At 72.2% G+C, this 24,747-nt stretch carries 16 protein-coding genes, 1 tRNA gene and 1 pseudogene; 11 read left to right on the top strand and 7 right to left on the bottom strand.

Annotated features, from left to right (window positions below; all coding sequences use genetic code 11):
* The first annotated feature begins 287 nt into the window (after nucleotides 1–287).
* Complete coding sequence (gene gltB / locus ABD350_RS00805; protein WP_344345363.1) at nucleotides 288–4,883, top strand: glutamate synthase large subunit; 4,596 nt, start codon at nucleotides 288–290, stop codon at nucleotides 4,881–4,883.
* Nucleotides 4,876–6,339 (top strand): glutamate synthase subunit beta, encoded by a 1,464-nt coding sequence (locus tag ABD350_RS00800; RefSeq protein WP_344345361.1) that lies wholly within the window; start codon nucleotides 4,876–4,878, stop codon nucleotides 6,337–6,339. Before gltB ends, ABD350_RS00800 begins: the two co-directional genes overlap by 8 nt.
* Before the next feature lie 129 nt (nucleotides 6,340–6,468).
* On the opposite strand, the gene ABD350_RS00795 is transcribed toward ABD350_RS00800, so the two are convergent.
* Nucleotides 6,469–7,341 (bottom strand): aldo/keto reductase, encoded by an 873-nt coding sequence (locus tag ABD350_RS00795; RefSeq protein WP_344345359.1) that lies wholly within the window; start codon nucleotides 7,339–7,341, stop codon nucleotides 6,469–6,471.
* 59 nt (nucleotides 7,342–7,400) lie between these two features.
* On the opposite strand from ABD350_RS00795, the gene ABD350_RS00790 reads away from it, so the two are divergent.
* Nucleotides 7,401–7,739 (top strand): MerR family transcriptional regulator, encoded by a 339-nt coding sequence (locus tag ABD350_RS00790; protein ID WP_344345357.1) that lies wholly within the window; start codon nucleotides 7,401–7,403, stop codon nucleotides 7,737–7,739.
* A gap of 109 nt (nucleotides 7,740–7,848) precedes the next feature.
* On the opposite strand, the gene ABD350_RS00785 is transcribed toward ABD350_RS00790, so the two are convergent.
* Both ABD350_RS00785 and ABD350_RS00780 read right to left on the bottom strand, forming a co-directional pair.
* Nucleotides 7,849–8,730 carry a hypothetical protein gene (locus ABD350_RS00785; protein WP_344345355.1) on the bottom strand — a complete coding sequence of 294 codons (882 nt, stop codon included), beginning with the start codon at nucleotides 8,728–8,730 and terminating at the stop codon, nucleotides 7,849–7,851.
* Nucleotides 8,731–8,865: 135 nt separating this feature from the next.
* Nucleotides 8,866–10,620 carry a glycoside hydrolase family 35 protein gene (locus tag ABD350_RS00780; RefSeq protein ID WP_344345353.1) on the bottom strand — a complete coding sequence of 585 codons (1,755 nt, stop codon included), beginning with the start codon at nucleotides 10,618–10,620 and terminating at the stop codon, nucleotides 8,866–8,868.
* A gap of 128 nt (nucleotides 10,621–10,748) precedes the next feature.
* Between ABD350_RS00780 and ABD350_RS00775 the strand changes: the two are divergent.
* The 6 genes and pseudogenes from ABD350_RS00775 to ABD350_RS00750 all read left to right on the top strand — a co-directional run.
* Nucleotides 10,749–11,627, top strand: a pseudogene (locus ABD350_RS00775) (helix-turn-helix domain-containing protein); the annotation flags it as partial.
* 45 nt (nucleotides 11,628–11,672) lie between these two features.
* Entirely contained in the window at nucleotides 11,673–12,035 is a 363-nt protein-coding gene (locus ABD350_RS00770) for a chorismate mutase (protein WP_344345756.1), read from the top strand.
* A gap of 117 nt (nucleotides 12,036–12,152) precedes the next feature.
* Nucleotides 12,153–14,663, top strand: coding sequence for an aminopeptidase N (gene pepN / locus ABD350_RS00765; RefSeq protein WP_344345351.1), 2,511 nt, complete (start codon nucleotides 12,153–12,155; stop codon nucleotides 14,661–14,663).
* A gap of 94 nt (nucleotides 14,664–14,757) precedes the next feature.
* Nucleotides 14,758–15,585 (top strand): NAD(P)H-binding protein, encoded by an 828-nt coding sequence (locus ABD350_RS00760; RefSeq protein ID WP_344345349.1) that lies wholly within the window; start codon nucleotides 14,758–14,760, stop codon nucleotides 15,583–15,585.
* Between the two features lie 164 nt (nucleotides 15,586–15,749).
* Nucleotides 15,750–17,126, top strand: a complete 1,377-nt coding sequence (locus ABD350_RS00755) for a pyridoxal phosphate-dependent decarboxylase family protein (RefSeq protein ID WP_344345347.1) — start codon at nucleotides 15,750–15,752, stop codon at nucleotides 17,124–17,126.
* A complete protein-coding gene (locus ABD350_RS00750) occupies nucleotides 17,123–18,535 on the top strand; it encodes a lysine N(6)-hydroxylase/L-ornithine N(5)-oxygenase family protein (RefSeq protein WP_344345345.1) in 1,413 nt (470 codons plus the stop codon). Before ABD350_RS00755 ends, ABD350_RS00750 begins: the two co-directional genes overlap by 4 nt.
* A 114-nt stretch (nucleotides 18,536–18,649) precedes the next feature.
* Here ABD350_RS00750 and ABD350_RS00745 read toward each other — a convergent pair whose 3' ends face one another.
* The gene (locus ABD350_RS00745; protein WP_344345343.1) at nucleotides 18,650–20,464 is read right to left on the bottom strand and encodes a bifunctional metallophosphatase/5'-nucleotidase; all 1,815 of its coding nucleotides are present in this window, start codon (nucleotides 20,462–20,464) and stop codon (nucleotides 18,650–18,652) included.
* Between the two features lie 259 nt (nucleotides 20,465–20,723).
* Here ABD350_RS00745 and pyk point away from each other — a divergent pair, with 259 nt between their 5' ends.
* Nucleotides 20,724–22,160: a pyruvate kinase gene (pyk, locus tag ABD350_RS00740; RefSeq protein ID WP_344345341.1), complete on the top strand. Its 1,437-nt coding sequence runs from the start codon at nucleotides 20,724–20,726 to the stop codon at nucleotides 22,158–22,160.
* A gap of 122 nt (nucleotides 22,161–22,282) precedes the next feature.
* Here the strand turns inward: pyk and ABD350_RS00735 are convergent.
* Nucleotides 22,283–22,365: transfer RNA gene (locus ABD350_RS00735), tRNA-Leu, on the bottom strand.
* Between the two features lie 96 nt (nucleotides 22,366–22,461).
* Here ABD350_RS00735 and ABD350_RS00730 point away from each other — a divergent pair.
* Complete coding sequence (locus ABD350_RS00730) at nucleotides 22,462–23,121, top strand: ANTAR domain-containing response regulator (protein WP_344345340.1); 660 nt, start codon at nucleotides 22,462–22,464, stop codon at nucleotides 23,119–23,121.
* 70 nt (nucleotides 23,122–23,191) lie between these two features.
* Here ABD350_RS00730 and ABD350_RS00725 read toward each other — a convergent pair whose 3' ends face one another.
* Together ABD350_RS00725 and ABD350_RS00720 are read right to left on the bottom strand one after the other, a co-directional pair.
* Entirely contained in the window at nucleotides 23,192–23,908 is a 717-nt protein-coding gene (locus ABD350_RS00725; protein ID WP_344345339.1) for an ABC transporter ATP-binding protein, read from the bottom strand.
* Complete coding sequence (locus ABD350_RS00720) at nucleotides 23,905–24,744, bottom strand: ABC transporter ATP-binding protein (RefSeq protein ID WP_344345337.1); 840 nt, start codon at nucleotides 24,742–24,744, stop codon at nucleotides 23,905–23,907. Before ABD350_RS00720 ends, ABD350_RS00725 begins: the two co-directional genes overlap by 4 nt.
* Nucleotides 24,745–24,747: the final 3 nt, after the last annotated feature.

Below are 24,747 nucleotides of genomic sequence, written 5' to 3'. Positions count from 1 at the left end.
ATCCGACCGATCCTGTCCGTCACGGTCCCCACGACGTTGCCGCCACCGCACGGCATCCGCCGTCCTCGCACGGCACCGCGCCGCCACCGCACGGCATGCGCCGCGCTCGCGCGGCACCCCCGCCGCGACCCGCGGTGTCCGCATGATGGAACGAAGTATCCGGTTCCCGGGAACCGCTCCATCATGTAACCTGCACGAAATTTTGATCTCATCGCAGATCTCACGCAGAGGGCCAACGTCGTCCCTCGGCACCTGCCACATGCCACATGACGACGACGGGAGAGCCGATGCGTACGCCGCGCCAGCCGTCCCAGCACTCCACGAACGGCCGAAACTGGTCGTTCATGGATGCTCGCCCTGCTGCGCAGGGTATGTACGACCCCCGCAACGAACACGACGCGTGCGGCGTCGGTTTCGTCGCCACCCTGACCGGCGAGGCCTCCCACACCCTGGTCGAGCAGGCACTCACCGTCCTGCGCAACCTGGAGCACCGCGGCGCCACCGGCTCCGAGCCCGACTCCGGCGACGGCGCGGGCATTCTCTCCCAGGTGCCGGACGCCTTCCTCCGCGACGTGGCCGGTTTCGACCTTCCCGCAGCCGGGTCCTATGCGGTAGGCATCGCCTTTCTGCCGGAGGAGGGGACCGAGGACGCCGTCTCACAGATCGAGACGATCGCCGCCGAGGAGGGCCTGACGGTCCTCGGCTGGCGCACCGTCCCGGTCGCCCCGGAACTGCTCGGCGCCACCGCCCGCTCCACCATGCCGGTGTTCCGGCAGGTCTTCGTGACCGACCGTGCCAGCGAGGGCCTCGCCCTGGACCGCAAGGCGTTCGTGCTGCGCAAGCGCGCCGAACGCGAGGCCGGGGTCTACTTCCCCTCCCTGTCCGCCCGGACCATCGTCTACAAGGGCATGCTGACCACCGGCCAGCTCGAACCCTTCTTCCCGGACCTGTCCGACCGCCGCTTCGCCTCCGCGATCGCGCTGGTGCACTCCCGGTTCTCCACCAACACCTTCCCGTCGTGGCCGCTCGCGCACCCGTACCGGTTCGTCGCGCACAACGGCGAGATCAACACCGTCAAGGGCAACCGCAACTGGATGGTCGCCCGCGAGTCCCAGCTGGTCTCGGACCTGTTCGGCCCGCAGGGCAAGCTCGACCGCCTCTTCCCGGTGTGCACCCCGGACGCCTCCGACTCCGCCTCCTTCGACGAGGTCCTGGAACTGCTGCACCTGGGCGGCCGTTCGCTGCCGCACTCCGTGCTGATGATGATCCCGGAGGCGTGGGAGAACCACGACTCCATGGACCCGGCCCGGCGCGCCTTCTACCAGTACCACTCCACGATGATGGAGCCCTGGGACGGCCCCGCCTGCGTCACCTTCACCGACGGCACCCAGGTCGGCGCCGTGCTCGACCGCAACGGCCTGCGCCCCGGCCGCTACTGGGTCACCGACGACGGCCTCGTCGTCCTCGGCTCCGAGGTCGGCGTCCTCGACATCGACCCGGCCAAGGTCGTCCGCAAGGGCCGCCTCCAGCCCGGCCGGATGTTCCTCGTCGACACCGCCGAGCACCGCATCATCGAGGACGACGAGATCAAGGCGTCCCTCGCCGCCGAGAAGCCCTACGCCGAGTGGCTGGAGGCCGGCGAGATCGAGCTGGGCGACCTGCCCGAGCGCGAGCACATCGTGCACACCCACGCCTCGGTCACCCGCCGCCAGCAGACCTTCGGCTACACCGAGGAAGAGCTGCGCGTCATCCTCGCCCCGATGGCCCGCACCGCCGCCGAGCCGATCGGCTCCATGGGCACGGACTCCCCGATCGCGGCCCTGTCCGAGCGCCCGCGGCTGCTCTTCGACTACTTCACCCAGCTGTTCGCGCAGGTCACCAACCCGCCGCTGGACGCGATCCGCGAGGAGCTGGTCACCTCCCTGCGCAGCTCGCTGGGCCCGCAGGGCAACCTGCTGGAGCCGACCGCCGCCTCCTGCCGGTCCGTCGTGCTGCCCTTCCCGGTGATCGACAACGACGAGCTGGCCAAGCTCATCCACATCAACGCCGACGGCGACATGCCCGGCTTCAAGGCCGCCACGCTCGCCGGTCTGTACCGGGTCTCCGGCGGCGGTGACGCCCTCGCCGCGCGCATCGAGGAGATCTGCGCCGAGGCCGACGCCGCCATCGACAACGGCGCCCGGCTGATCGTCCTGTCCGACCGCCACTCCGACGCCGAGCACGCGCCGATCCCGTCCCTGCTGCTCACCGCGGCCGTCCACCACCACCTCATCCGCACCAAGCAGCGCACCCAGGTGGGCCTGCTGGTCGAGGCCGGCGACGTCCGCGAGGTCCACCACGTCGCCCTGCTCATCGGCTACGGCGCCGCCGCCGTCAACCCCTACCTGGCGATGGAGTCGGTCGAGGACCTGCTGCGCGCCGGCACCTTCCTGAACGGCCTGGAGCCCGAGCAGGCCATCAAGAACCTGATCTACGCCCTCGGCAAGGGCGTGCTGAAGGTGATGTCCAAGATGGGCATCTCCACCGTCGCCTCCTACCGCGGTGCCCAGGTCTTCGAGGCCGTCGGCCTGGACGAGGGCTTCGTGGCGAAGTACTTCAACGGCACCGCCACCAAGATCGGCGGCGTCGGCATCGACGTCATCGCCCAGGAGGTCGCCGCCCGCCACGCCAAGGCCTACCCGGCCTCCGGCATCGCCCCGGCGCACCGCGCGCTGGAGATCGGCGGCGAGTACCAGTGGCGCCGCGAGGGCGAACCGCACCTGTTCGACCCGGAGACGGTCTTCCGCCTCCAGCACTCCACGCGCACGGGCCGCTACGACATCTTCAAGAAGTACACGGACCGCGTGAACGAGCAGTCCGAGCGCCTGATGACACTGCGCGGCCTGTTCGGCTTCAAGTCCGACCGGCAGCCGATCCCGGTCGAGGAGGTCGAGCCGGCCAGCGAGATCGTCAAGCGCTTCTCCACCGGCGCCATGTCGTACGGCTCCATCTCCAAGGAGGCGCACGAGACCCTCGCCATCGCCATGAACCAGCTGGGCGGCAAGTCCAACACCGGTGAGGGCGGCGAGGACCCCGAGCGCCTGTACGACCCCGCGCGGCGCAGCGCCATCAAGCAGGTCGCCTCCGGCCGCTTCGGCGTGACCTCCGAGTACCTGGTCAACGCGGACGACATCCAGATCAAGATGGCCCAGGGCGCCAAGCCCGGCGAGGGCGGCCAGCTGCCCGGCCACAAGGTCTACCCGTGGGTCGCCAGGACCCGGCACTCCACGCCGGGCGTCGGCCTGATCTCCCCGCCGCCGCACCACGACATCTACTCCATCGAGGACCTGGCCCAGCTGATCCACGACCTGAAGAACGCGAACCCGCGGGCGCGGATCCACGTCAAGCTGGTCTCCGAGGTCGGCGTCGGCACGGTCGCGGCGGGTGTGTCCAAGGCACACGCGGACGTGGTGCTGATCTCCGGCCACGACGGCGGCACCGGCGCCTCCCCGCTGACCTCCCTCAAGCACGCGGGCGGCCCCTGGGAGCTGGGCCTGGCCGAGACCCAGCAGACCCTGCTGCTCAACGGGCTGCGGGACCGGATCGTCGTCCAGACCGACGGCCAGCTGAAGACCGGCCGGGACGTGGTCATCGCCGCTCTGCTCGGCGCCGAGGAGTTCGGTTTCGCGACCGCCCCGCTGGTCGTCTCCGGCTGCGTGATGATGCGCGTGTGCCACCTGGACACCTGTCCGGTCGGCATCGCCACCCAGAACCCGGTGCTGCGCGACCGCTTCGCCGGCAAGGCCGAGTACGTCGTGAACTTCTTCAAGTTCATCGCCGAGGAGGTCCGCGAGCTGCTGGCCGAGCTGGGCTTCCGCTCCATCGAGGAGGCCGTCGGCCACGCCGAGGCGCTGGACGTCGAGCGCGCGGTGGACCACTGGAAGGCGCAGGGCCTGGACCTGGAGCCGCTGTTCCACGTGCCCGCCCTGCCCGAGGGCGCCGTCCGCCACCAGGCGGCCGCCCAGGACCACGGCCTGGAGAAGGCCCTGGACAACGAGCTGATCAGGCTCGCCGCCGACGCCCTGGCCGCGAACGACGCGACCGAGGCCCAGCCGGTGCGCGCCCAGGTCGCCATCCGCAACATCAACCGCACGGTCGGCACCATGCTCGGCCACGAGGTGACGAAGAAGTTCGGCGGCGCGGGCCTGCCCGACGACACCATCGACATCACCTTCACCGGCTCCGCCGGCCAGTCCTTCGGCGCGTTCCTGCCGCGCGGCATCACGCTGCGCCTGGAGGGCGACGCCAACGACTACGTCGGCAAGGGTCTCTCCGGCGGCCGGATCGTCGTCCGCCCGGACCGGGCGGCCGACCACCTCGCCGAGTACTCGACCATCGCGGGCAACACCATCGCCTACGGCGCCACCGGCGGCGAGCTGTTCCTGCGCGGCCGTACCGGTGAGCGGTTCTGCGTCCGCAACTCCGGCGCGCTGGTCGTCTCCGAGGGCGTGGGCGACCACGGCTGCGAGTACATGACCGGCGGTCACGCGGTCGTCCTCGGCCCGACCGGCCGCAACTTCGCGGCGGGCATGTCCGGCGGCATCGCCTACGTCGTCGACCTCGACCGCGACAACGTCAACTCCGGCAACGCCGGCGCGGTCGAGGCGCTGGACGAGGCGGACAAGCAGTGGCTGCACGACGTGGTGCGCCGCCACGCCGAGGAGACCGGCTCGACCGTCGCCGCCAAGCTGCTGGCCGAATGGGACACGGCCGTGGAGCGCTTCAGCAAGATCATCCCCAGCACGTACAAGGCAGTGCTCGCCGCCAAGGACGCCGCCGAGCGAGCCGGTCTCTCCGAGACCGAGATCACCGAGAAGATGATGGAGGCGGCGAGCAATGGCTGACCCGAAGGGCTTCCTGAACCACGGCCGTGAGGTCGCCGAGACCCGCCCCGTCGCCGAGCGGGTCAAGGACTGGAACGAGGTCTACGTCCCCGGCTCGCTGCTGCCGATCATCAGCAAGCAGGCCGGCCGCTGCATGGACTGCGGTATCCCGTTCTGCCACAACGGCTGTCCGCTGGGGAACCTGATCCCCGAGTGGAACGACTACGCCTACCGCGAGGACTGGGCCGCCGCCTCCGAGCGGCTGCACGCGACCAACAACTTCCCGGAGTTCACCGGCCGGCTCTGCCCGGCCCCTTGTGAGTCGGCGTGCGTGCTGGGCATCAACCAGCCGCCGGTCACCATCAAGAACGTCGAGGTCTCGATCATCGACAAGGCGTGGGAGACCGGGGACGTCGCCCCGCAGATCCCCGAGCGCCTGTCCGGCAAGACGGTCGCGGTCATCGGCTCGGGCCCGGCGGGCCTCGCCGCCGCCCAGCAGCTCACCCGGGCCGGCCACACGGTCGCCGTCTACGAGCGCGCCGACCGCGTCGGCGGGCTGCTGCGGTACGGCATCCCCGAGTTCAAGATGGAGAAGCGGCACATCAACCGCCGTATCGAGCAGATGCGCGCGGAGGGCACCCGGTTCCGCACCGGCGTGGAGGTCGGCCGCGACATCAAGGCGACCGACCTGAAGAAGCGCTACGACGCGATCGTGATCGCCGCCGGTGCCACGACCGCCCGTGACCTTCCCGTTCCCGGCCGGGAGCTGAAGGGCGTCTACCAGGCCATGGAGTACCTGCCCCTGGCCAACAAGGTGCAGGAGGGCGACTACGTGGTGCCGCCCATCTCCGCCGAGGGCAAGCACGTCGTCGTCATCGGCGGCGGCGACACCGGCGCGGACTGCGTCGGCACCGCCCACCGGCAGGGCGCGGCCTCCGTCACCCAGCTGGAGATCATGCCCCGCCCGAACGACGAGCGGCACCCGGTCGACCAGCCCTGGCCGACCTTCCCGATGCTGTACAAGGTGACGAGCGCCCACGAGGAGGGCGGCGAGCGCGTCTACTCCGTCTCCACCACCCACTTCGAGGGCGACGAGGACGGCAACGTCCAGTGGCTGCACCTCACCGAGGTGGAGTTCATCGACGGCAAGCTGACCCCGAAGCCCGGCACCGAGCGGAAGATCCCGGCCCAGCTGGTCACCCTCGCCATGGGCTTCACCGGGACCGACCGGGAGAACGGCCTGGTCGAGCAGTTTGGTCTAGACCTCGACGCTCGGGGTAACATCGCCCGCGACGCCGACTTCCAGACCAACGTGCCGGGTGTGTTCGTCGCCGGTGACGCCGGCCGCGGCCAGTCCCTCATCGTCTGGGCGATCGCGGAGGGCCGCTCGGCCGCCCGCGGAGTCGACCGCTACCTGACCGGGGCCAGCGACCTGCCGGCCCCGATCCGCCCGACGGACCGCGCCCTGGCGGTCTGACGCGCGACCCACCGGACCCGAGGTCCGCACAGACGTTACGTACAAAGGCGTACGGAACACAGACGGCGCCTGCCCGCCTGTCCCCGACCGGACACTGGGCAGGCGTCGTTGCATGTCCCCGCCCGGGCGTCACGCCCCCGCGTCGATCCGCTTGTACTGCTCCTCGGTGAGGGCGAGTCCGAGCGCGGCGACGTTCTCCGCCAGGTGGGCGGGGGAGGAGGTGCCGGGGATCGGGACGATGTTCGGCGCGCGGTGCAGCAGCCAGGCGAGGGCGGTCTGCGCGCGGGTGGCGCCGAGTTCGGCGGCGACGGCGGCGAGCGGCCCGCCGTCGGCCGCGTGCCCGCCCATGGCCACCGGGAAGTACGGCAGGAAGGCGATGCCGGCCTCGGCGGTGTGGTCGATCACCGGGTCGTGCCCGCGGGTGGCGAGGTTGTACACGTTCTGCACGCTGGCGATCGGCGCGACGGCCGAGGCGGCGGTCAGTTCCGCCACCGACACCTCCGACAGCCCGATGTGCCGTACCTTCCCCTCCTCCTGGAGCTGCTTGAGGGCGCCGATCTGGTCCGCGAGCGGATAGTCGGGGTCGATGCGGTGCAGCTGGAACAGGTCGATGCGGTCGGTGCGCAGCCGGCGCAGGCTCAGCTCGGCCTGCTGCCGCAGGTACGCCGGGTGCCCATGGGTGATCCACTCCGTCGGACTCGGCCGCAGCACGCCCGCCTTGGTGGCGATCACGATGCCGTCGCGGTACGGGTGCAGCGCCTCGGCCAGCAACTCCTCGTTGGCGCCCAGCGCGTAGGCGTCGGCGGTGTCGAAGAGGGTCACACCCAGCTCGGCGGCCCGGCGCAGCAGCCGTACGGCGTCGGCGCGGTCGGTGGGGGCGGTCCAGATGGGCGCGGTCATGCCGGACCGCTCGTGCGGGGCGTTCGCCAGGCGCATCGCGCCGTAGCCGATCCGCCGTACCTCCAGGTCGCCGCCGATGCGGAATACAGTCGGGTTCGTCATGGCTGTGACGCTAAGAGCTGACACGGATGTGAGCTTCAAGAAGCTGTGAGGGGGATCACATGAGGATCGGGGAGCTGGCTCGCGCGACCGGCGTGAACGTCCGGCTGCTGCGGTACTACGAGGAACAGGGCCTGCTCGTCGCCGACCGCACCCCCGGCGGGCAGCGCGTGTACGACGACAGCGCCCCCCAGGCCGTACGCCGGATCCGCACCCTGCTGGACGCCGGACTGCCGACCCGGGTCATCCGTGAGGTCCTGGACTGTGTGTGCGGCAGCGAGGCCGAGGTCGAGCCCTGCCTGACCCCGGTGCTGGTGGAGCAGTTGCAGGGCATCGAGGAGCGCATCGCCCGGCTGGAGGGCTCCCGCGCCTCGCTGACCCGGCTGCTGACCACCTCCTAGCGCTCAACCCCCACTTCGACTCCAAGCAGTCGATGCCTGAGGAGATCCCGCGGACCTTCCTCGACGAGCCGTGGGATCGCCGTACGCCGATGACCCGCTTCCCGCCCGGCTATGTGTCGCACTCCAGCACCGTCCGGCACAGCCCGCACCGAGCCCGTACCCGCCCCTGTACCGGCATCCTGATCCGCTGGTGGCAGGTGGGGCAGGGAAAGGAGACCCGGAGCCGGCCGGTGGGGTCGGCGGCGAAGGCGTACGGGGTGGCCGGCGGGCCGTCGCGGGCGTGCCGGCGGTCATGGGCGTAGCGGCGGCGGCCCGCCCAGCCGGCGGCGGCCAGCGGCGGCTGCCGCGCGTCCCGGCGGGCCCGGTCGCCGCCCTTGACGTAGGCGGTGTAGGCCTGCGGGCTGGTGAACCACAGGGACGGGTCCTCGCCGAACAGCAGTGCCCGCTTGGCCAGGACGTAACCGAACTCCTCCGGGGTGAGATAGCCCAGCTTCTGCGAGGAGACCGCGTCCTCCCGGTAGGCATCGAGCAGCAGCCAGCCCGCGCCCAGGTAGGCCGTCGCCGTGTCCGTCAGGATCTCGTTCTCCGCGGTGGTGGGGAAGGCGAGGCCCAGGCGGTGCAGATAGACGTGCGCCACCTCGTGGGCGAGGGCCGCGCCGATGTCGGCGCGGTGGGTGCGGAACCGGTCGTTCAGCTCGACGAAGTACTCGGGGCCCGCCGCCAGTTCGACGTTGGCCGCGTGGGTCATCTCCCGGAAGCCGACGATCAGCCGCGCGTCCGGCAGCCGGAAGTGCCGCACGATCTCCCGGGCCACCCGCTGCGCGCCCAGATGCAGATCGTCCGTGTCGCAGAAGGCCACGTCGGCGGGGGCCACGCTGGCCGAGAACGTCTCGATGGTGTCGCGGGACAGCCGCCGGTACAGCGCGGTGACGGCGGCCCGCACCGTCTCCAGGTGCGGGTAGCCGTGCTCGACCGGTCCGCCGTTGGCCACGTCGGCACCCCCTGAAGCCGCCGGAACTCCTCTCCACTGTAGGCGGGAGCGGCCCCGGCGGACCGTTCCCGGCGAAGGGCGGCCGGCCGGACCCGCGGCACCGTCGGCCGGCCGCGGAGGCGGTGCCCGCGGCCCTCACACCGGCAGCAGGCGCGGAGCCGGTGGATCCGGCCGGCCCTCGTCCAGGTCCAGCACCCAGATCTCGTTCCCGCCCTCCCGCAGCACCGGCCCGGGCACGTACAGCGACCGCTGGGGCCCCGCCGACCAGTAACGGCCCAGGCAGAAACCGTTGATCCAGACGAACCCGCGGGTCCGGCCGGGCAGCTCCAGCCGGGCGTCCCCGGCCCCCCGGACCGTGACCGAGCCCCGGTACAGCCCCGGCGCGTGCCCGCCGGGCGGCGGACCGAAGGGCACCGCGGCCACACCGCCGGCGAACGCGTCCAGGTCGAGCCCCCGCGCGCGCACCCCGTGCAGATACTGCCGTTCGTGCAGGATGCCGCCGGTGATGCCCTTCGGCTCCCCGAGCCGGGGCCCGTAGTTCACCCGCCCCAGGGACTCCACCCACAGCTCCACGCGCGCGTGCCCCGCGACCGGCTCCGCCAGCCGCGGCTCCGCCTCCGTGAGCACCCCGGCCCGCTCCCCGTCGACGTACACCACGGCCAGATCGCGCAGCCCGCGCACGGTCAGCGGGTACGGCCGGCGCGGGCCGGGCACCTCGGCCTCGTAGCGCACCAGGCCCCGGGTGATCCCCAGCTCCTCGAACGTCGGCGGCAGAGGCGTCACCGTCTCCGGCCCGCCCAGCGCCCCGAGCACCCCGGCCAGACACGCCCAGCCGGTGAGCGCGGCCTCGGCCGGGGCGCCCAGCACGGGAGGCGGTGGCGGCGGCTCGGGCAGCGGACCGGGCGCATACCCGGCCAGCACCTCGCGAAAGCGCCGGAACTTCTTTGTGGGGCGGCCGTACTCGTCCACCGGAGCGTCGTAGTCGTAGGAGGTCACATCCGGCTCCAGCCGGCCCTCGTGCAGCGCGCCGCCCCGGTTGGCGCCCGCCCAGCCCCCGAAACTCGTGCCGCCGTGTGCCAGATAGAGGTTCACCGACGCCCCGCACTCCAGGATCTCCCGCAGCGCCCCGGCCGCCTCGTCCGGATCCCGTACGGCGTGCTCGCCGGCCCAGTGGTCGAACCAGCCGCACCAGAACTCCATGCACATCAGCGGCCCCACCGGGCGGTGCCGGCGCAGCGTGTCGAAGGCCACGCGCGCGTGGGAGCCGAAATTCACCGTGGCGAGCACCCCGGGCAGCGAACCCCCGGTCAGCATGTGGTCCTCGGGGCCGTCCGAGGTGCACAGCGCCGCCGTGACCCCCTCGGCGCGCAGCAGGCCCGCCAGCTCCGCGAGATAGCCGGTGTCGCTGCCGTAGCTGCCGTACTCGTTCTCCACCTGGACCAGCACCACCGGGCCGCCCCGGTCGAGCTGCCGGGGCACGATCTCGCGCAGCAGCCGGGCGAACCAGCCGCGGACACGGGCCAGGTAGCGCGCGTCACGCGTACGCGCGCGCGGGCCCACCTCGCCCGTGAGCCAGGCCGGCAGCCCCCCGTTCTCCCACTCGGCGCAGATGTACGGACCCGGCCGCACGATCGCCCACATCCCCGCCGCGCCGACCGCGTCCAGGAACCGGCCGACCGCCCCCACGTCCCGGAAGGCCCCCGGACGCGGCTCGTGCAGATTCCACGGGACGTACGTCTCCACGCAGTTCAGGCCCATCGCCCGCAGCACGGCCAGCCGGTGCCCCCACTGGGCCTCGTGCACCCGGAAGTAGTGCAGCGCCCCGGACAGCAGCCGTACCGGACGCCCGTCCAGCAGGAACCCCGCTTCCCCCACCGTGAACTCGCTCAAGCGCCCTCCCCGCCGCGGCCTCGTCCGACCGCCCCAGCCTCGCCCCCTTCCGGCACCCGGCGCCATGGACGAAGATCGGCGCTGCTTGGACAAAACCCGCGCCGCGCGGCCCGTCGGGAGGAGCGCCGATGTACCGGACCTGGATGCGGTTCCTCAGCCCCGGCCCCGCCCACCGCCGCCTCGGCCTTATCTGCCTCGGCGTCGGCCTCCAGCACGGCGCGCTGCCCACGGTCGGCCCGCGCACCCTCGACCACCACGTGGCCGTGGTGATCAGCTCCGGCGGCGGCTGGTACCGGGGCGCCGACGGCCGCCGGAGCACCGTCACCGCGCCCGCGCTGCTGTGGCTCACCCCCGGCGTGCCCCACCACTACGCGCCCGACCCGGACACCGGCTGGGACGAGGGCTTCGTGGACTTCACCGGGCCCGCCACCGCCGCCTACCGCGAACTCGGCTACATCGACCCCGACCGGCCCGTGATCCCGCTCGCCGACGCCGCCGGCCCGCGCACCGTCATCGCCCGCATCGCGCGCGCCGCCCGCCCCGGCAACCCCCTGCTGGAGACCGAGACCGCGGCCGCCGTGCACGAACTCCTCGTCGCCCTGCGCCGCGCCCGCGCCGACCTCGCCCGGGGCGGAGACCGGGTGCTCGCCGCCCTGGCCCGGGACGCCTGCACCCCGATGAGCGTCGCCGACCACGCCGCCCGGCACGGCATGACCACCGCCGAACTGCGCGGCGCGGTCCGCCGGGCGGCCGGCTGCACCCCGAAGGACTACCTGCTCGGCATCCGCCTCGGCCGGGCCAAGGAACTCCTCGCCGCCACCGAGCTGCCCGTCGCCGCCGTCGCCCGCCGCGTCGGCTACGACGACCCCGCCTACTTCTCCCGGCTGTTCACCCGCCGCGTCGGCCTCGCCCCCGTACGCTTCCGCGCCCAGCAGGGCCGCACCGTGCCCGGCGGCTGGAGCGACCGCGTCCCCGACCCCGGCGATCCGCCGCTGATCCAGTCCTCGGACACCCCGTGGACGCGGCCCGCGCAGCGCATAGGGTTGGCCCCCATGACCACCAGCAACACCGGCCCCGATGCCACGGACCCCGAGGTCCGCCAGGAACTGGAGCGGCTGCGCGACAGCATCGACAACATCGACGCGGCCGTCGTCCACATGCTCGCCGAGCGTTTCAAGGCCACCCAGCAGGTCGGCCGGCTCAAGGCGCTGCACCGGCTGCCGCCCGCCGACCCCTCCCGCGAGTCCCGGCAGATCGCCCGGCTGCGCCGGCTCGCCGAGAACGCCAAGCTCGACCCGGCCTTCGCCGAGAAGTTTTTGAACTTCATCATCGCCGAGGTGATCCGGCACCACGAGCGGATCGCCGAGAACACCCACAACGGGCGACCGGCGCACGAGGCACCGGCGGAGCACTGACCGGGCACCGCCCGGGGCGCCGAAGGGGAGCGGCCGGACCGGGCGCGCACGGGGGGCGGAGCCGATGTACCGGTCCGCCCCTGTGCGCTGCCGACGGCATCAGGCAGCATGGCCTCCATGTCCGTACTCACGCGCGATGAAGCGCAGCTCCGAGCAGAAATCCTCGACGTCCAGCGGTACACGGTCGAACTGGACCTCACCACCGGCGACGAGACCTTCGACTCCCGTACCGCGATCCGGTTCACCACACGGTTCGACGGGGACACGTTCGTCGAGTTGAAGCCTGCCGAGCTGCGCGGCGCCACGCTCGACGGACAGCCGCTCGACCCGCGGTCGCTCACCGGGAACCGGCTGCCGCTGAAGAACCTCACCGCCGGTGAGCACGAGCTGCGCGTCGACGCCGTCATGCGCTACTCCCGCACCGGTGAGGGCATGCACCGCTTCACCGACCCCAGCGACGGCGAGACGTACGTCTACACCCAGATGTTCATGGACGACGTCCAGCGCGTCTTCGCCGCCTTCGACCAGCCCGACCTGAAGGCCGTCTTCGAGGTCTCCGTCAGGGCGCCCGAGGGCTGGACCGTCCTCGCCAACAGCGTCACCGACCGCCGCGGCGACGGCGTCTGGCAGGCCGCGCCCACCCCGCCGATCTCCACCTACCTGGCCGCCGTCGCCGCCGGCCCCTGGCACTCGGTGCGCACCGAACACCGCGGGCTGCCCTTCGGCGTCCACTGCCGCCGCTCCCTCGCCCCCCACCTCGACGCCGACGAGATCCTCGACGTCACGCGGGCCTGCTTCGACCGCTACCACGAGAAGTTCGAGGAGCCGTACCCCTTCGACTCCTACGACCAGGCGTTCGTCCCCGAGTTCAACGCGGGCGCCATGGAGAACCCGGGCCTGGTCACCTTCCGCGACGAGTACGTCTACCGCTCCGCCGTCACCGACACCGAACGGCAGTCCCGCGCCATGGTCATCGCGCACGAGATGGCCCACATGTGGTTCGGCGACCTCGTCACCCTCAAGTGGTGGGACGACATCTGGCTGAACGAGTCCTTCGCCGAGTACATGGGCTACCAGACCACCGCCGAGGCCACCCGGTTCACCGGCCCCTGGACCGAGTTCGGCGTCACCCGCAAGGCCTGGGGCTACGACGCCGACCAGCGCCCCACCACCCACCCGGTCGCCCCCGACAACGTCGACGACACGGCCTCCGCCCTGCTCAACTTCGACGGCATCTCCTACGCCAAGGGCGCCTCCGCGCTGCGCCAGCTGGCCGCCTGGCTCGGCGAGAAGGACTTCCTCGCCGGCATCAACACCCACTTCGCCCGCCACAGGTTCGGCAACGCCACCCTCGCCGACTTCATCGACTCCCTCGCCTCGGCCACCGACCGCGACGTCTCCGCCTGGGCCGACAGCTGGCTGCGCACCACCGGCGTCGACACCCTCGTCCCGACGATCACCGCCGCCGGCGGCACCTGCGCACTGACCGTCGACCGCACCGGCAGCCGCCCGCACCGCCTCGGCGCCGGACTGTACGACCACGACCTCGCCGACGAGGGCCGGCTCGTGCTGCGCGAGCGCATCGACCTCGACCTCCCGCAGACCGCGCCGCAGCCCATCGGCAAGCGCCCCGCACTGGTCGTCCTCAACGACGGCGACATCACCTACGCCAAGATCCGCTTCGACACCGCCTCCTTCGAGACCCTGCGCACCGGACTGTCCGGGCTGCCCGACCCGCTCACCCGCGCGGTCGTCTGGAACGCCCTCCGGGACGCCGTACGCGACGGCGACCTGGCCCCCGCCGCCTACCTGGAGACGGCCCGCGCCCACCTGCCCCGCGAGACCGACCTCGCCATCGCCCAGGGCGTCCTCGCCTTCGCCGCCGGCCAGCTCACCGGGCAGTACCTCGCCCCGGCGGACCGCCCGGCCGCCCTGGCCACCCTCACCTCCCTCTGCCGCGACCTGCTGCGCCGCACCGAGGACGGCGACCACCCCGGCCTGCGGCTGATCGCCGTACGGCACCTGATCGACGTGGCCGCCCACCCCGAGCCCATCGCCGCCTGGCTCGCCGACGGCACCGTCCCCGGCGGACCGGAACTCGACCCCGAGCTGCGCTGGCGCGTCCTCGCCCGGCTCGCCGTACTCGGCGCCACCGACGAGGCCGCCATCGCCGCCGAGCTGGCGAGCGACCCGAGCGCCGCCGGCCGCGAGGGCGCCGCCCGCTGCCGCGCCGCGCTGCCCGACCCGGAGGCCAAGCGCGCCGCCTGGGAGGCGATGTTCGCCGGCGACGACCTGTCCAACTACCTCTTCACCGCCACCGCCCAGGGCTTCTGGCAGCCCGAACAGGCCGAACTGGTCCGCCCGTACGTGCCGCGCTTCTACGCCGACGTGGTCGGCCTCGCCGCCCGCCGCGGCCCCGCCATCGCCACCGCCGCCGGCCGCTGGTGCTTCCCCGCCCACGCCGTCGACACCGAGAACCTGCGGCTCGGCGAGGAGTGCCTGCGCGACGGCGACCTCACCCCGGCGCTGCGCCGCACCCTCGCCGACCGCCTGGACGACCTTGCCCGCGCCCTGCGCGTCCGCGACGCGCGGAAGGAGGAACAGCGGGGCGTACGACCGACGGCGTAGGCCACGGCTGGTCCCTGCCGACGATGCGGCCCACGGGCCGCGCTTCCTAGGCTCGGGCGGACAGTGTGATCGTCCGAGCCCTGGAGGCAGCACCGTGATCGTAGTCACCGGCGCGACCGGCAACGTCGGCCGCGCCCTCGTCGACCGACTCCTCGCCGCGGGGCGGCCCGTCCGGGCCCTGACCCGCGACCCCGCTCGGGCCGGCCTGCCCGGGCGGGCCGAGGTGGTGGCGTTCCGCCCGGACGACCCCGCCGCCCTGTTCGCCGGGGCCACCCACGTCTTCCTGTACGTCCAGGCCGTCACCGCCCCGCTGCTGGCGGCCGCCCGCGAACACGGCGTACGGCACGCCGTCCTGCTCTCCAGCGGCCTCGTCCAGGAGGGCGCCGACGAGACCCACCCCATCCACGTCATGCACGCCACCGCCGAGCAGCACATCCGCGACAGCGGCCTCGCCTGGACCTTCCTGCGGCCCAACGGCTTCGCCACCAACGCCCTCCAGTACGCCCCGCAGATCCGCGCGGGCGGCGACACCGTCCGCGGCGTCTACGCCGGCGCGCTCTCCGCGCCCATCCACGAGGACGACATCGCCGCCGTCGCCGAACGCGTCCTGCTCGACGACGGCCACGAGGGCGCCGTGCACCGGCTGACCGGACCCGCGGCCATCGGCAACGCCGAACAGGTCGCCGCCATCGGCGACGCACTCGGCAGGAAGCTGACGTTCGTGGAGGTCGACCCGGCCGAGGCGGGCCCGGACCTGTTCCCGCACGTACCGCCGGGAATGCTCGGCCGGCTGCTGGACAGCGTCGCGCAGACCGTCGGCACACCCCCGGAGATCACCGGCACCGTGGAAGAGCTCACCGGCACCCCGGCCCGCGCCTTCGACCGCTGGGCCCGCGACCACGCCGCGGACTTCCGGCCCTGACCGACCGGTCCCTCGCGGGCACGGCAGTACACACTTTCGGGTTCCGTTCGCCGGACTTTCGGGACACAGGGCTCTCCTCCGGTACAAGCTGGCACTCCACCCACACGCCACCCGCCCGGGCCCGGCAGGCCCGCCCGGCGTTCCCGTGCCCCGGAGGAGAGCCCATGACCGCACAAGCGGCCCTGAGCGCGCCGCCGCTCGCCTCGGGCCCCGGCGGCCCCGAGGCCCTGCGGCCCCTCCTCGCCACCGTGCTCGACGCGCTCGCGGCCGGTGCCGCCGAGCGCGGCGGCCCGCTGCCCGCCGGCGGACCCGACGCCGTCACCGCGCGCGTCGCCACCGCCCTCGGCGACCCCCTGCCGGAGACCGGCGACCCCGACGCCCTGTACGACCTCGTGCGGGCCCTCGCCGCGGGCGCCGCCGACCCCGCCGACCCGCTGTGCGCCGCCCACCTGCACTGCCCTCCGCTCGCCGTGGCCACCGCCGCCGACCTCGCCGCGAGCGCCCTCAACCCCTCCCTGGACTCCTGGGACCAGGCCCCGGCCGCCTCCGCCCTGGAAGCCGCGGTCACCCGCGCCCTCGCCCGCACGGCCGGCCTCGCCGACGCCCTCGTCACCACCGGCGGCACCGAGTCCAACCAACTCGCCCTGCTGCTCGCCCGCGAGGCGCACGGCAGCGGCGTGCGCCTCGTCTGCTGCGCCGGCGCCCACCACTCGCTGCCGCGCGCCGCCTGGCTGCTCGGCCTGCCCGCCCCGGTCGTCCTCCCGGCACCCCGCGGCACCCTGGACCCGGCCGCCCTCGCCGAAGCCCTCACCACGCTCCCCGGCCCCCTGCTGGTCGCCGCCACCGCCGGCACCACCGACGCCGGCCTCATCGACCCGCTGCCCGAGATCGCCGCCCTGTGCGCCGCCCACGGCGCCCGGCTGCACATCGACGCGGCCTACGGCGGCGGCCTGCTGTTCAGCGACCGGCACCGCGGCCGCCTCACCGGGCTCGACGCCGCCCACACCGTCACCCTCGACCTGCACAAACTCGGCTGGCAGCCGGCCGCCGCCGGCCTGCTCGCCGTGGCCCGCCCGGACGAGCTGGCCACCCTCCACCAGCGCGCGGACTATCTGAACGCCGCCGACGACACCGACGCCGGCCTCCCCGACCTGCTCGGCCGCTCCCCGCGCACCACCCGCCGCCCCGACATCCTGAAGATCGCCGTCACCCTCAGAACGCTGGGCCGCGCCGGCCTCGGCGCCCTGGTCGACCAGGTCTGCGCCCGAGCCCGCGAGTTCGCCGACCTGATCGGCGCACACCCCGGCTTCGAGCTGTACGACCGGCCCGTCATCAGCACCGTCCTGTTCCGCCCCACCGCGGCCGACGACGACACCGTGGCCGCCGTCCGCCGCGCCCTGCTGCACGAAGGCCGGGCCGTGCTCGGCCGGGCCCGGCTCGACGGCCGGCTCTGGCTCAAGGCCACCGTCCTCAACCCCCGGAGCCGGCCGGACGACCTGGCCCGCCTGCTCGAACTCGTCGAAGGAAACACCCCCGGATGACCCACCCCCCACGCCACGAGCCGACCTCCCCACGCGACCTCGTCGGCATCGGCATCGGCCCCTGCAACCTCTCCCTCGCCGCCCTCGCCCACCCGCTCGCCGAACTCGACGCCGTCTTCTACGAACAGCGGCCCGGATTCGACTGGCACCCCGGGCTGCTCATCGAGGGCGCCACCCTCCAGGTGCCGTTCCTCGCCGACCTCGTCACCCTCGCCGACCCCACCAGCCCCTGGAGCTTCCTCAGCTACCTCAGGAACCGCGAACGCCTCTTCCCGTTCTACTTCGCCGAGCGCTTCCACATCCAGCGCGCCGAGTACGACGCCTACTGCCGCTGGGTCGCCCAGCAACTGCCCGGACTGCGCTTTCGCCACCAGGTCGACGCCGTCCGCTGGAACCCCGAACGGGACGTCTTCGAGGTCGACTTCACCCAGCTCGGCACCGAGGGCGAGGCCGAGGCCCTGGGCCGCACGTACACCCGCAACATCGTCCTCGGCATCGGCACCGCCCCCTACGTGCCCGACCCCCTCCAGCCCCTGGTGGACGCCCCCGGCGTGCCCGTCCTGCACGCCGCCGACTATCTCGACCACCGCGACTTTGTCCTCGCCGCCGGACACGTCACCGTAGTCGGCTCCGGACAGTCCGGCGCCGAGGTCTTCCTCGACCTGCTGCGGCACCGCCCGGCCGGGAGGGAACGGCTGCACTGGATCGGCCGTACCGAAGCGTTCGCCCCCATGGAGTACTCCAAGCTGGGCCTGGAACACTTCACACCCGACTACACCCGCTACTTCCACGCCCTCGCCGAACCCGTCCGTGACCGGCTGATCGCCGCCCAGTGGCAGCTGTACAAGGGCATCGACGCCGACACCCTCGCCGCCATCCACGACGAGCTGTACCGGCGCACCCTGGGCGGCGGCTGGCCCGACGCCGTCCTCACCCCCGGCGTCCGCGTCCGCACCGCCGGCCGGATCGCCACCAGCACCATCGAACTGCACCTGGAACACCTCCAGCAGGGCAGCCGCTCCCGGCTCACCACCGACGCCGTCGTCCTCGCCACGGGCTACCGCGAACGCCCCCTCGGCCGGCTCCTCGCCGGACTCGACCCCTACGTCCGCCGCGACAGCAGCGAACGCCCGCGCGTGGACGAGGAGTTCCGCCTCGTTCTCGACCCCTCGGTCACCGGCTCGGTCTACGTCCAGAACGCCGAGCTGCACACCCACGGCGTCGGCGCCCCCGACCTCGGCCTCGCCGCCTGGCGCAGCGCCACCATCCTCAACTCGCTCACCGGCAAGGAGTCGTACCCGCTGCCCGCCCGAACCGCCTTCACCTCCTTCGGCCTCGACGACCCGGCGGACCGGGTACCAGGGGCCCGGCAGCCCAAGCGGCTCACCCCGCTCGTCGACGGCCCCTGACCGGCCCGGCCCCCGGACACCCACCGAACGGGGACCGGCCGCAACCTGCGGAAGGCGGGAGCCCCGGAACGGCGGGGCCCTTGGAACCGCGGGGCCCTTGGAACAGCGGGATTCCTAGAACACCGGCGTGCCGTCCCGCACCAGCTTCCAGTCCACCGACGCGAAGTCCTTCGGGTCCAGCACCCCCTTCGCGGTCACCCACTCCGCGATCCGGGTGCGGATCTCCGTCGACTCCGACCACAGCTCCTTGGCGGCGGCGACGTGCGGGAAGGCACCGCCGCCGTTGGCACGGTAGTTGTTCACCGCGAGCACGAACCGCTGCGTGTCGTCCAGCGGGGCCCCGCCGAAGGTCAGGTTCCTGATCCGCGACCCGGCCGGCCGGGCGATGTCGATGTCGTACGACAGACCCGAGACGTAGTCGTAGTTGTAGTCCGGACGCCCACCGGCGTTGGTCAGCTTCTCCACGTCGACCGCGGCACCGGGGGCCGTCTGGACGTAGTACTCCGCCGAGTACTCCAGGTAGGCGCGCAGCTGGGCACCCGTCAGCAACTTGGCGACCAGCGTGTTGTCGTAGACGTACAGGCTCGACAGGTCCCGGATCGTCACATCGCCGGCCGGGATCTGAGACGTCCGGGAGAACGGCGAGGCCTGGGCGAGCACCGGCAGCGAGGCGTACTCGGTGCCCGCGAGCGCCGCCTTGACCACGTCCTCCTGGACCTTGGTGATCAGGTCGATGACCGGGGCGTCCTTGTAGCGGGCCTCGACCGTGGTCAGGGTCTCGGTGGCGCGGCCGACGACCTGGTTGACGTACGTGACGACCTTCTTGTGCTCGTCGGCGAGCAGCCCGGTGATCTCCGGGTCGTCGGCGACGGTGCTGGAGTCGCGCAGCGACGCGGAGACCGACTCGACCTCCCAGCGGCCCTTGCGGAACACCAGCCCGATGTCGAAGAGGCTGAGTCGCTCGGCGTAGCACAGCGGCTCCGACAGCACGACGGTCCTGCCGGTCTTGTCGTTGACGACCTTCAGCTCCGGGATCTCCACGTGCGCGTGACCGACCAGGATCGCGTCGATCCCCGGCACCCGCCGGGCCACCTCGGCCGCCGCGTTCTCCACGTACGGCACCTGGTCGCCGTACGACGAGGTGCCCGAGGTGCCCGAGTGGGCCGAGACCACGACCACGTCCGCGCCCATCGACCTCAGCTTCGGCACCCACTTCGCGGCCTGCTCCTCCAGCCCCGGGAACGCCAGCTTCCCCTGCACATAGGCCTTGTCCCAGATCGCGATGCCCGGGTTGGTCAGACCGAGGACGGCGACCTTGACCGGCTTGGCGCCGGGCACGTGGAAGGTCTTCATGAAGTACGGCGGGAAGGCCGGCCGCAGCGTCCTGGCGTCCACCGCGTTGGCGCCGAGCAGCGGGAAGTCGAGCTGGTCCTCGAACTTCCGCAGCGTCTCGATGCCGTAGTTGAACTCGTGGTTGCCGAGGGCTGCGGCGTCGTACCCGATCGCGTTCATCGCCGCCGCCATCGGATGCACCGGCCCGCCCTCGGCGGTGATCGGGTCCACCTTGGCGTAGTAGTAGGTCAGCGGGGTGCCCTGGATGGTGTCGCCGGCGTCCAGCAGCAGGGTGTTGCGCGCGCCCTTCTCCTCGCGCACCTGCTTCACCAGGGTGGCGATCCGGGCGAGGCCCATCGCGTTGCCCGCCTTGTCGGAGTACTCCGCGTCCTTGAAGTAGTCCCAGTTGAAGATGTGACCGTGCAGGTCGGTGGTGCCCATGACGGTCAGCGAGTACCGCTTCACGGGGTGCCCGGGCTTCCCGGGCCGGTGGTCCTGCGCCGCCTCGGCCGCCGGGGCCGCCGCCGCGCCGGCGATCGCCACACCCGCTCCGGTGGCGGCGGACTTCTTCAGGAACTTCCGGCGGTTCAACGGCATCTCTCGGTCTCCTCGACGATCTGGACAACGCGCGTAGATTCTGACCTGGGCATGACCTACGGCAACAGGTCCGGAAGGTTGCGATCTGGTGACCCGTCCGCCGCCGGGCCCCGCTCGCCGCCCCCCGGCCACACCGCATCCGCTCATCGGAGCGGGCGCCCGCACACTTCAACACTTGTCAAAAACCCTTCGCCAAAAGGCCGTTGAGTAGTCATGCGGCGCCAACTCTCTACCCGCGGGTAAGCCATAGGCTCGACCCATGCGCCGAGCAAAAATCGTCTGCACACTGGGGCCCGCCACCGACTCGTACGACCGGATCAAGGCACTGGTCGAGGCCGGAATGGACGTCGCCCGGTTCAACCTCAGCCACGGCACGCACGCCGAGCACGAGGAGCGGTACCGGCGAGTGCGCAAGGCGGCCGACGAAACCGGCCGCAGCGTGGGCATCCTCGCCGACCTTCAGGGCCCGAAGATCCGGCTCGGCCGCTTCGCCGAAGGACCGGTACTCCTTGAACGCGGCGACACCTTCACCATCACCGTGGAGGACGGCGTCGAGGGCGACCGCCACCGGTGCGGCACCACCTACGCCGGCCTCGCCGCCGACGTCACCCCCGGCGAGCGCGTCCTCGTGGACGACGGCAAGGTGTGCCTGGAGGTCACCGAGGTCGACGGCCCCCGCGTGCACACCCGGGTGATCGAAGGCGGTGTCGTCTCCGACCACAAGGGACTGAACCTCCCCGGCGTGGCCGTCTCCGTCCCCGCCCTGTCCAAGAAGGACGAGGACGATCTGCGCTGGGCGCTGCGCACCGGCTTCGACCTGGTCGCCCTCTCCTTCGTACGCAGCGGCGACGACGCCGTGGACGTCCACCGGATCATGGCCGAGGAAGACCGCCGCCTCCCGGTCATCGCCAAGATCGAGAAGCCGCAGGCGGTGCGGAACCTCGACGGCATCGTGGCCGCCTTCGACGGGCTGATGGTCGCGCGCGGCGACCTGGGTGTGGAGATGCCGCTGGAGCAGGTGCCGATCGTCCAGAAGCGCGCCATCGCGCTCGCCCGGCGCAACGCCAAGCCGGTGATCGTCGCCACCCAGATGCTGGAGTCCATGATCGAGAACTCCCGGCCCACCCGCGCCGAGGCCTCTGACGTGGCCAACGCGGTCCTGGACGGCACGGACGCGGTGATGCTCTCCGGTGAGACCAGCGTCGGCAAGTACCCGGTCGAGACCGTGCGCACCATGGCGAAGATCGTCGCGGCGGCCGAGGAGGACATGCTGGCCAAGGGGCTGCCGCCGCTGACCGAACGGAGCAAGCCGCGCACGCAGGGCGGCGCGGTCGCCCGGGCCGCCGCCGACATGGGCGACTTCCTCGGCGCGAGGTTCCTGGTCGCGTTCACCCAGTCCGGGGACACCGCCCGCCGGCTCTCCCGCTACCGCTCACCGATCCCGCTGCTCGCCTTCACCCCCGAGCCGGCCACCCGCTCCCAGCTCAGCCTCACCTGGGGCACCGAGACCTTCCTCGGCCCGCACGTGGACTCCACGGACGCCATGGTCGACCAGGTCGACGAACTGCTCCTGAAATACGGCCGCTGCCGCAAGGGCGACATCGTGGTGATCACCGCGGGCTCCCCGCCCGGCGTCTCCGGCGCCACCAACATGGTCCGGGTCCACCACATCGGCGAGGACGACAGCCCGAAGTGATGCGGGGCGACGGCCGCACATCAGTGCTACGGAAGTTCATGCGGACACCCAGAGTGAGTGAGCGCGCCCACACATGACGAAAAGCGGAGAATCACGCGCACGTGAGCCTCCGCTTCGAGTTGTGCCGGGTGCGGGATTCGAACCCGCAAGCCCTTTCAGGCAGAGGTGTTTGAGACCTCCGTGTATGCCGTTCCACCAACCCGGCAGGCACTGCGGAGAGTGTACCGGGTCATCGTACGCCGCCGCTGCTAGGTAGGCTCTTGAGGAGCAGTACCAGCCTGCCCTGGACCAAGGAGCCTCAGTGACCGCCCCCGAGTCGCCCCAGCCCGTAGACGTGACCGACGACGACAAGTCGCACGTGCCTCCGCTGACGACCCGTGTCGTCATCGCCGAGGACGAGGCCCTGATCCGGCTCGACCTGAAGGAGATGCTTCAGGAGGAGGGCTACACCGTCGTGGGCGAGGCCGGAGACGGTGAGCAGGCCGTCGAGCTGGCCCGCGAGCACAAGCCCGACCTGGTCATCCTGGACGTGAAGATGCCCAAGCTCGACGGCATCTCCGCGGCCGAGAAGATCGCCGAGGAGTCCATCGCGCCCGTGCTGATGCTCACCGCCTTCTCCCAGCGCGACCTCGTCGAGCGCGCCCGGGACGCCGGTGCCATGGCCTACCTGGTCAAGCCCTTCAGCAAGAGCGACGTCGTCCCGGCGATCGAGATGGCCGTCTCCCGGTTCGCCGAGCTGAAGCAGCTGGAGAAGGAGGTCGCCGACCTCAGCCAGCGGCTGGAGACCCGCAAGCTGGTCGACCGGGCGAAGTCCATCCTGCAGACCGAGTACGGCCTGACCGAGCCGGCCGCCTTCCGCTGGATCCAGAAGACCTCCATGGACCGCCGCATGTCGATGCAGCAGGTCGCCGAGGCGGTCATCGCGGACAACGAGGAGAAGAAGGCCGCCAAGAAGGGCTGAGCGCCCCCGGTACGGCACCGGCCCGCGCCCCGGCGAAGGGGCGCGGGCCTCGTCGTATCCGCCCGCAGGGTCAGTCCTCGCCCAGGTAGGCCTTGCGTACCGACTCGTCGTGCAGCAGGTCCCGGCCGGTCCCGGACAGCACGATGGTGCCGGTCTCCATGACATGGCCCCGGTCGGCGAGCGAGAGCGCCGCCCGGGCGTTCTGCTCGACCAGCAGGATCGTGGTGCCCCGCGCCCTCAGCTCGGCGATCGTCGCCATGATCTTCCGCATCATGATTGGTGACAGGCCCATGGACGGCTCGTCCAGCATCAGCAGCTTCGGCCGGGACATCAGCGCCCTGCCCATCGCCAGCATCTGCTGCTCGCCGCCGGAGAGGGTGCCGGCGGCCTGCTTGCGGCGCTCGCCGAGGACGGGGAAGAGGCCGTAGGCGCGCTGGATGTCCTGTTCGATGCCCGGTTTGTCGTTCCGCAGGAACGCGCCGAGACGCAGATTGTCCTCGATGGTCATGCGCGGGAAGATGTGCCGGCCCTCGGGGGAGTGGGCGAGGCCGAGGGAGACCACCTGGTGGGCCGGGATCTTCTTCAGCGGTCTGCCGTCGAACCGGATCTGGCCGCCGGCCGGTTTCAGCAGCCCGGACAGGGTGCGCAGGGTGGTGGTCTTGCCGGCGCCGTTGGTGCCGACGAGGGTGACCACCTGTCCGGCCTCGACCGTGAAGGAGATGCCCTTGACGGCCTGGATCCTGCCGTAGGCGACGCGGAGGTCCTCGACTTCGAGCAGCGCGGTCATCGGTCGTCCTCCTTGCCGGGCGCGTTCTCGAAGGGCTCGCCGAGGTAGGCCGCGATCACCCGTTCGTCGCCCTGGACGGTCGCGCTGTCGCCCTCGATCAGCTTCTCGCCCTGCACGAGGACGGCCACGCGGTCGCACAGGGTGAAGATGAAGCGCATGTCGTGCTCGATGACGAGGACGGCGACCCCCGTGCCCCGGATGGCGCGGACGAGTCCCTCGGTGGTGCGGGTCTCCTGCGGGTTCATGCCGGCGGTCGGCTCGTCGAGCAGCAGCAGTCCGGGCTCGCTGGCCAGGGCGCGCGCGATCTCCAGCGTGCGCTGCTCGCCGTAGGGCAGGTTGCGGGCGAGGTGGTCGGCCTTGGGGGTGAGGCCGACGAACTCCAGGAGTTCCATGGCCCTTTCCCGGGAGGCCTGTTCGGCGCGGTGGAAGCGGGGGCCGCGCAGTACGGCGGACCAGAAGCCCTCCTTGGTGCGGGTGTGCCGGCCGACGAGTACGTTCTCCAGGACGGTCATGTCGGCGAACAGCCGGATGTTCTGGAAGGTGCGCGCGATGCCGGCCGCGGTGACCTTGAAGGAGGTGGGCGGCAGGACGGTGCCCCGGTACCGGACCTCGCCTTCGGTGGGGACGTAGAGGCCGGTCAGGCAGTTGAAGAAGGTGGTCTTGCCGGCGCCGTTGGGTCCGATGAGGCCGACGATCTCGCCGCTGCCCACGGTGAGGTCGACGCCGCGTACGGCGGTCAGGCCGCCGAAGCGCATGGTGACGCCGCGGGCGTCGAGGACGGTCTCGCCGGGGGTGGCGGCTGCGCGGCTGGTGCCCCGGGTGGTGTCGGTGGTCATGGC

The organism is Streptomyces nogalater (genome assembly GCF_039532885.1).
Taxonomy (GTDB): domain Bacteria; phylum Actinomycetota; class Actinomycetes; order Streptomycetales; family Streptomycetaceae; genus Streptomyces; species Streptomyces nogalater.
Note: the sequence above shows the minus strand (reverse complement) of the source record. Positions and strands in the feature narration are given on the sequence as shown.

Bases quoted from the DNA above. Each gene is read 5' to 3' on its own strand.
- gltB (WP_344345363.1), top strand. From the start codon at position 288: ATGCGTACGCCGCGCCAGCCGTCCCAGCACTCCACGAACGGCCGAAAC.
- ABD350_RS00800 (WP_344345361.1), top strand. From the start codon at position 4,876: ATGGCTGACCCGAAGGGCTTCCTGAACCACGGCCGTGAGGTCGCCGAG.
- ABD350_RS00795 (WP_344345359.1), bottom strand. From the start codon at position 7,341: ATGACGAACCCGACTGTATTCCGCATCGGCGGCGACCTGGAGGTACGG.
- ABD350_RS00790 (WP_344345357.1), top strand. From the start codon at position 7,401: ATGAGGATCGGGGAGCTGGCTCGCGCGACCGGCGTGAACGTCCGGCTG.
- ABD350_RS00770 (WP_344345756.1), top strand. From the start codon at position 11,673: ATGACCACCAGCAACACCGGCCCCGATGCCACGGACCCCGAGGTCCGC.
- pepN (WP_344345351.1), top strand. From the start codon at position 12,153: ATGTCCGTACTCACGCGCGATGAAGCGCAGCTCCGAGCAGAAATCCTC.
- ABD350_RS00755 (WP_344345347.1), top strand. From the start codon at position 15,750: ATGACCGCACAAGCGGCCCTGAGCGCGCCGCCGCTCGCCTCGGGCCCC.
- ABD350_RS00750 (WP_344345345.1), top strand. From the start codon at position 17,123: ATGACCCACCCCCCACGCCACGAGCCGACCTCCCCACGCGACCTCGTC.
- ABD350_RS00745 (WP_344345343.1), bottom strand. From the start codon at position 20,464: ATGCCGTTGAACCGCCGGAAGTTCCTGAAGAAGTCCGCCGCCACCGGA.
- pyk (WP_344345341.1), top strand. From the start codon at position 20,724: ATGCGCCGAGCAAAAATCGTCTGCACACTGGGGCCCGCCACCGACTCG.
- ABD350_RS00725 (WP_344345339.1), bottom strand. From the start codon at position 23,908: ATGACCGCGCTGCTCGAAGTCGAGGACCTCCGCGTCGCCTACGGCAGG.
- ABD350_RS00720 (WP_344345337.1), bottom strand. From the start codon at position 24,744: ATGACCACCGACACCACCCGGGGCACCAGCCGCGCAGCCGCCACCCCC.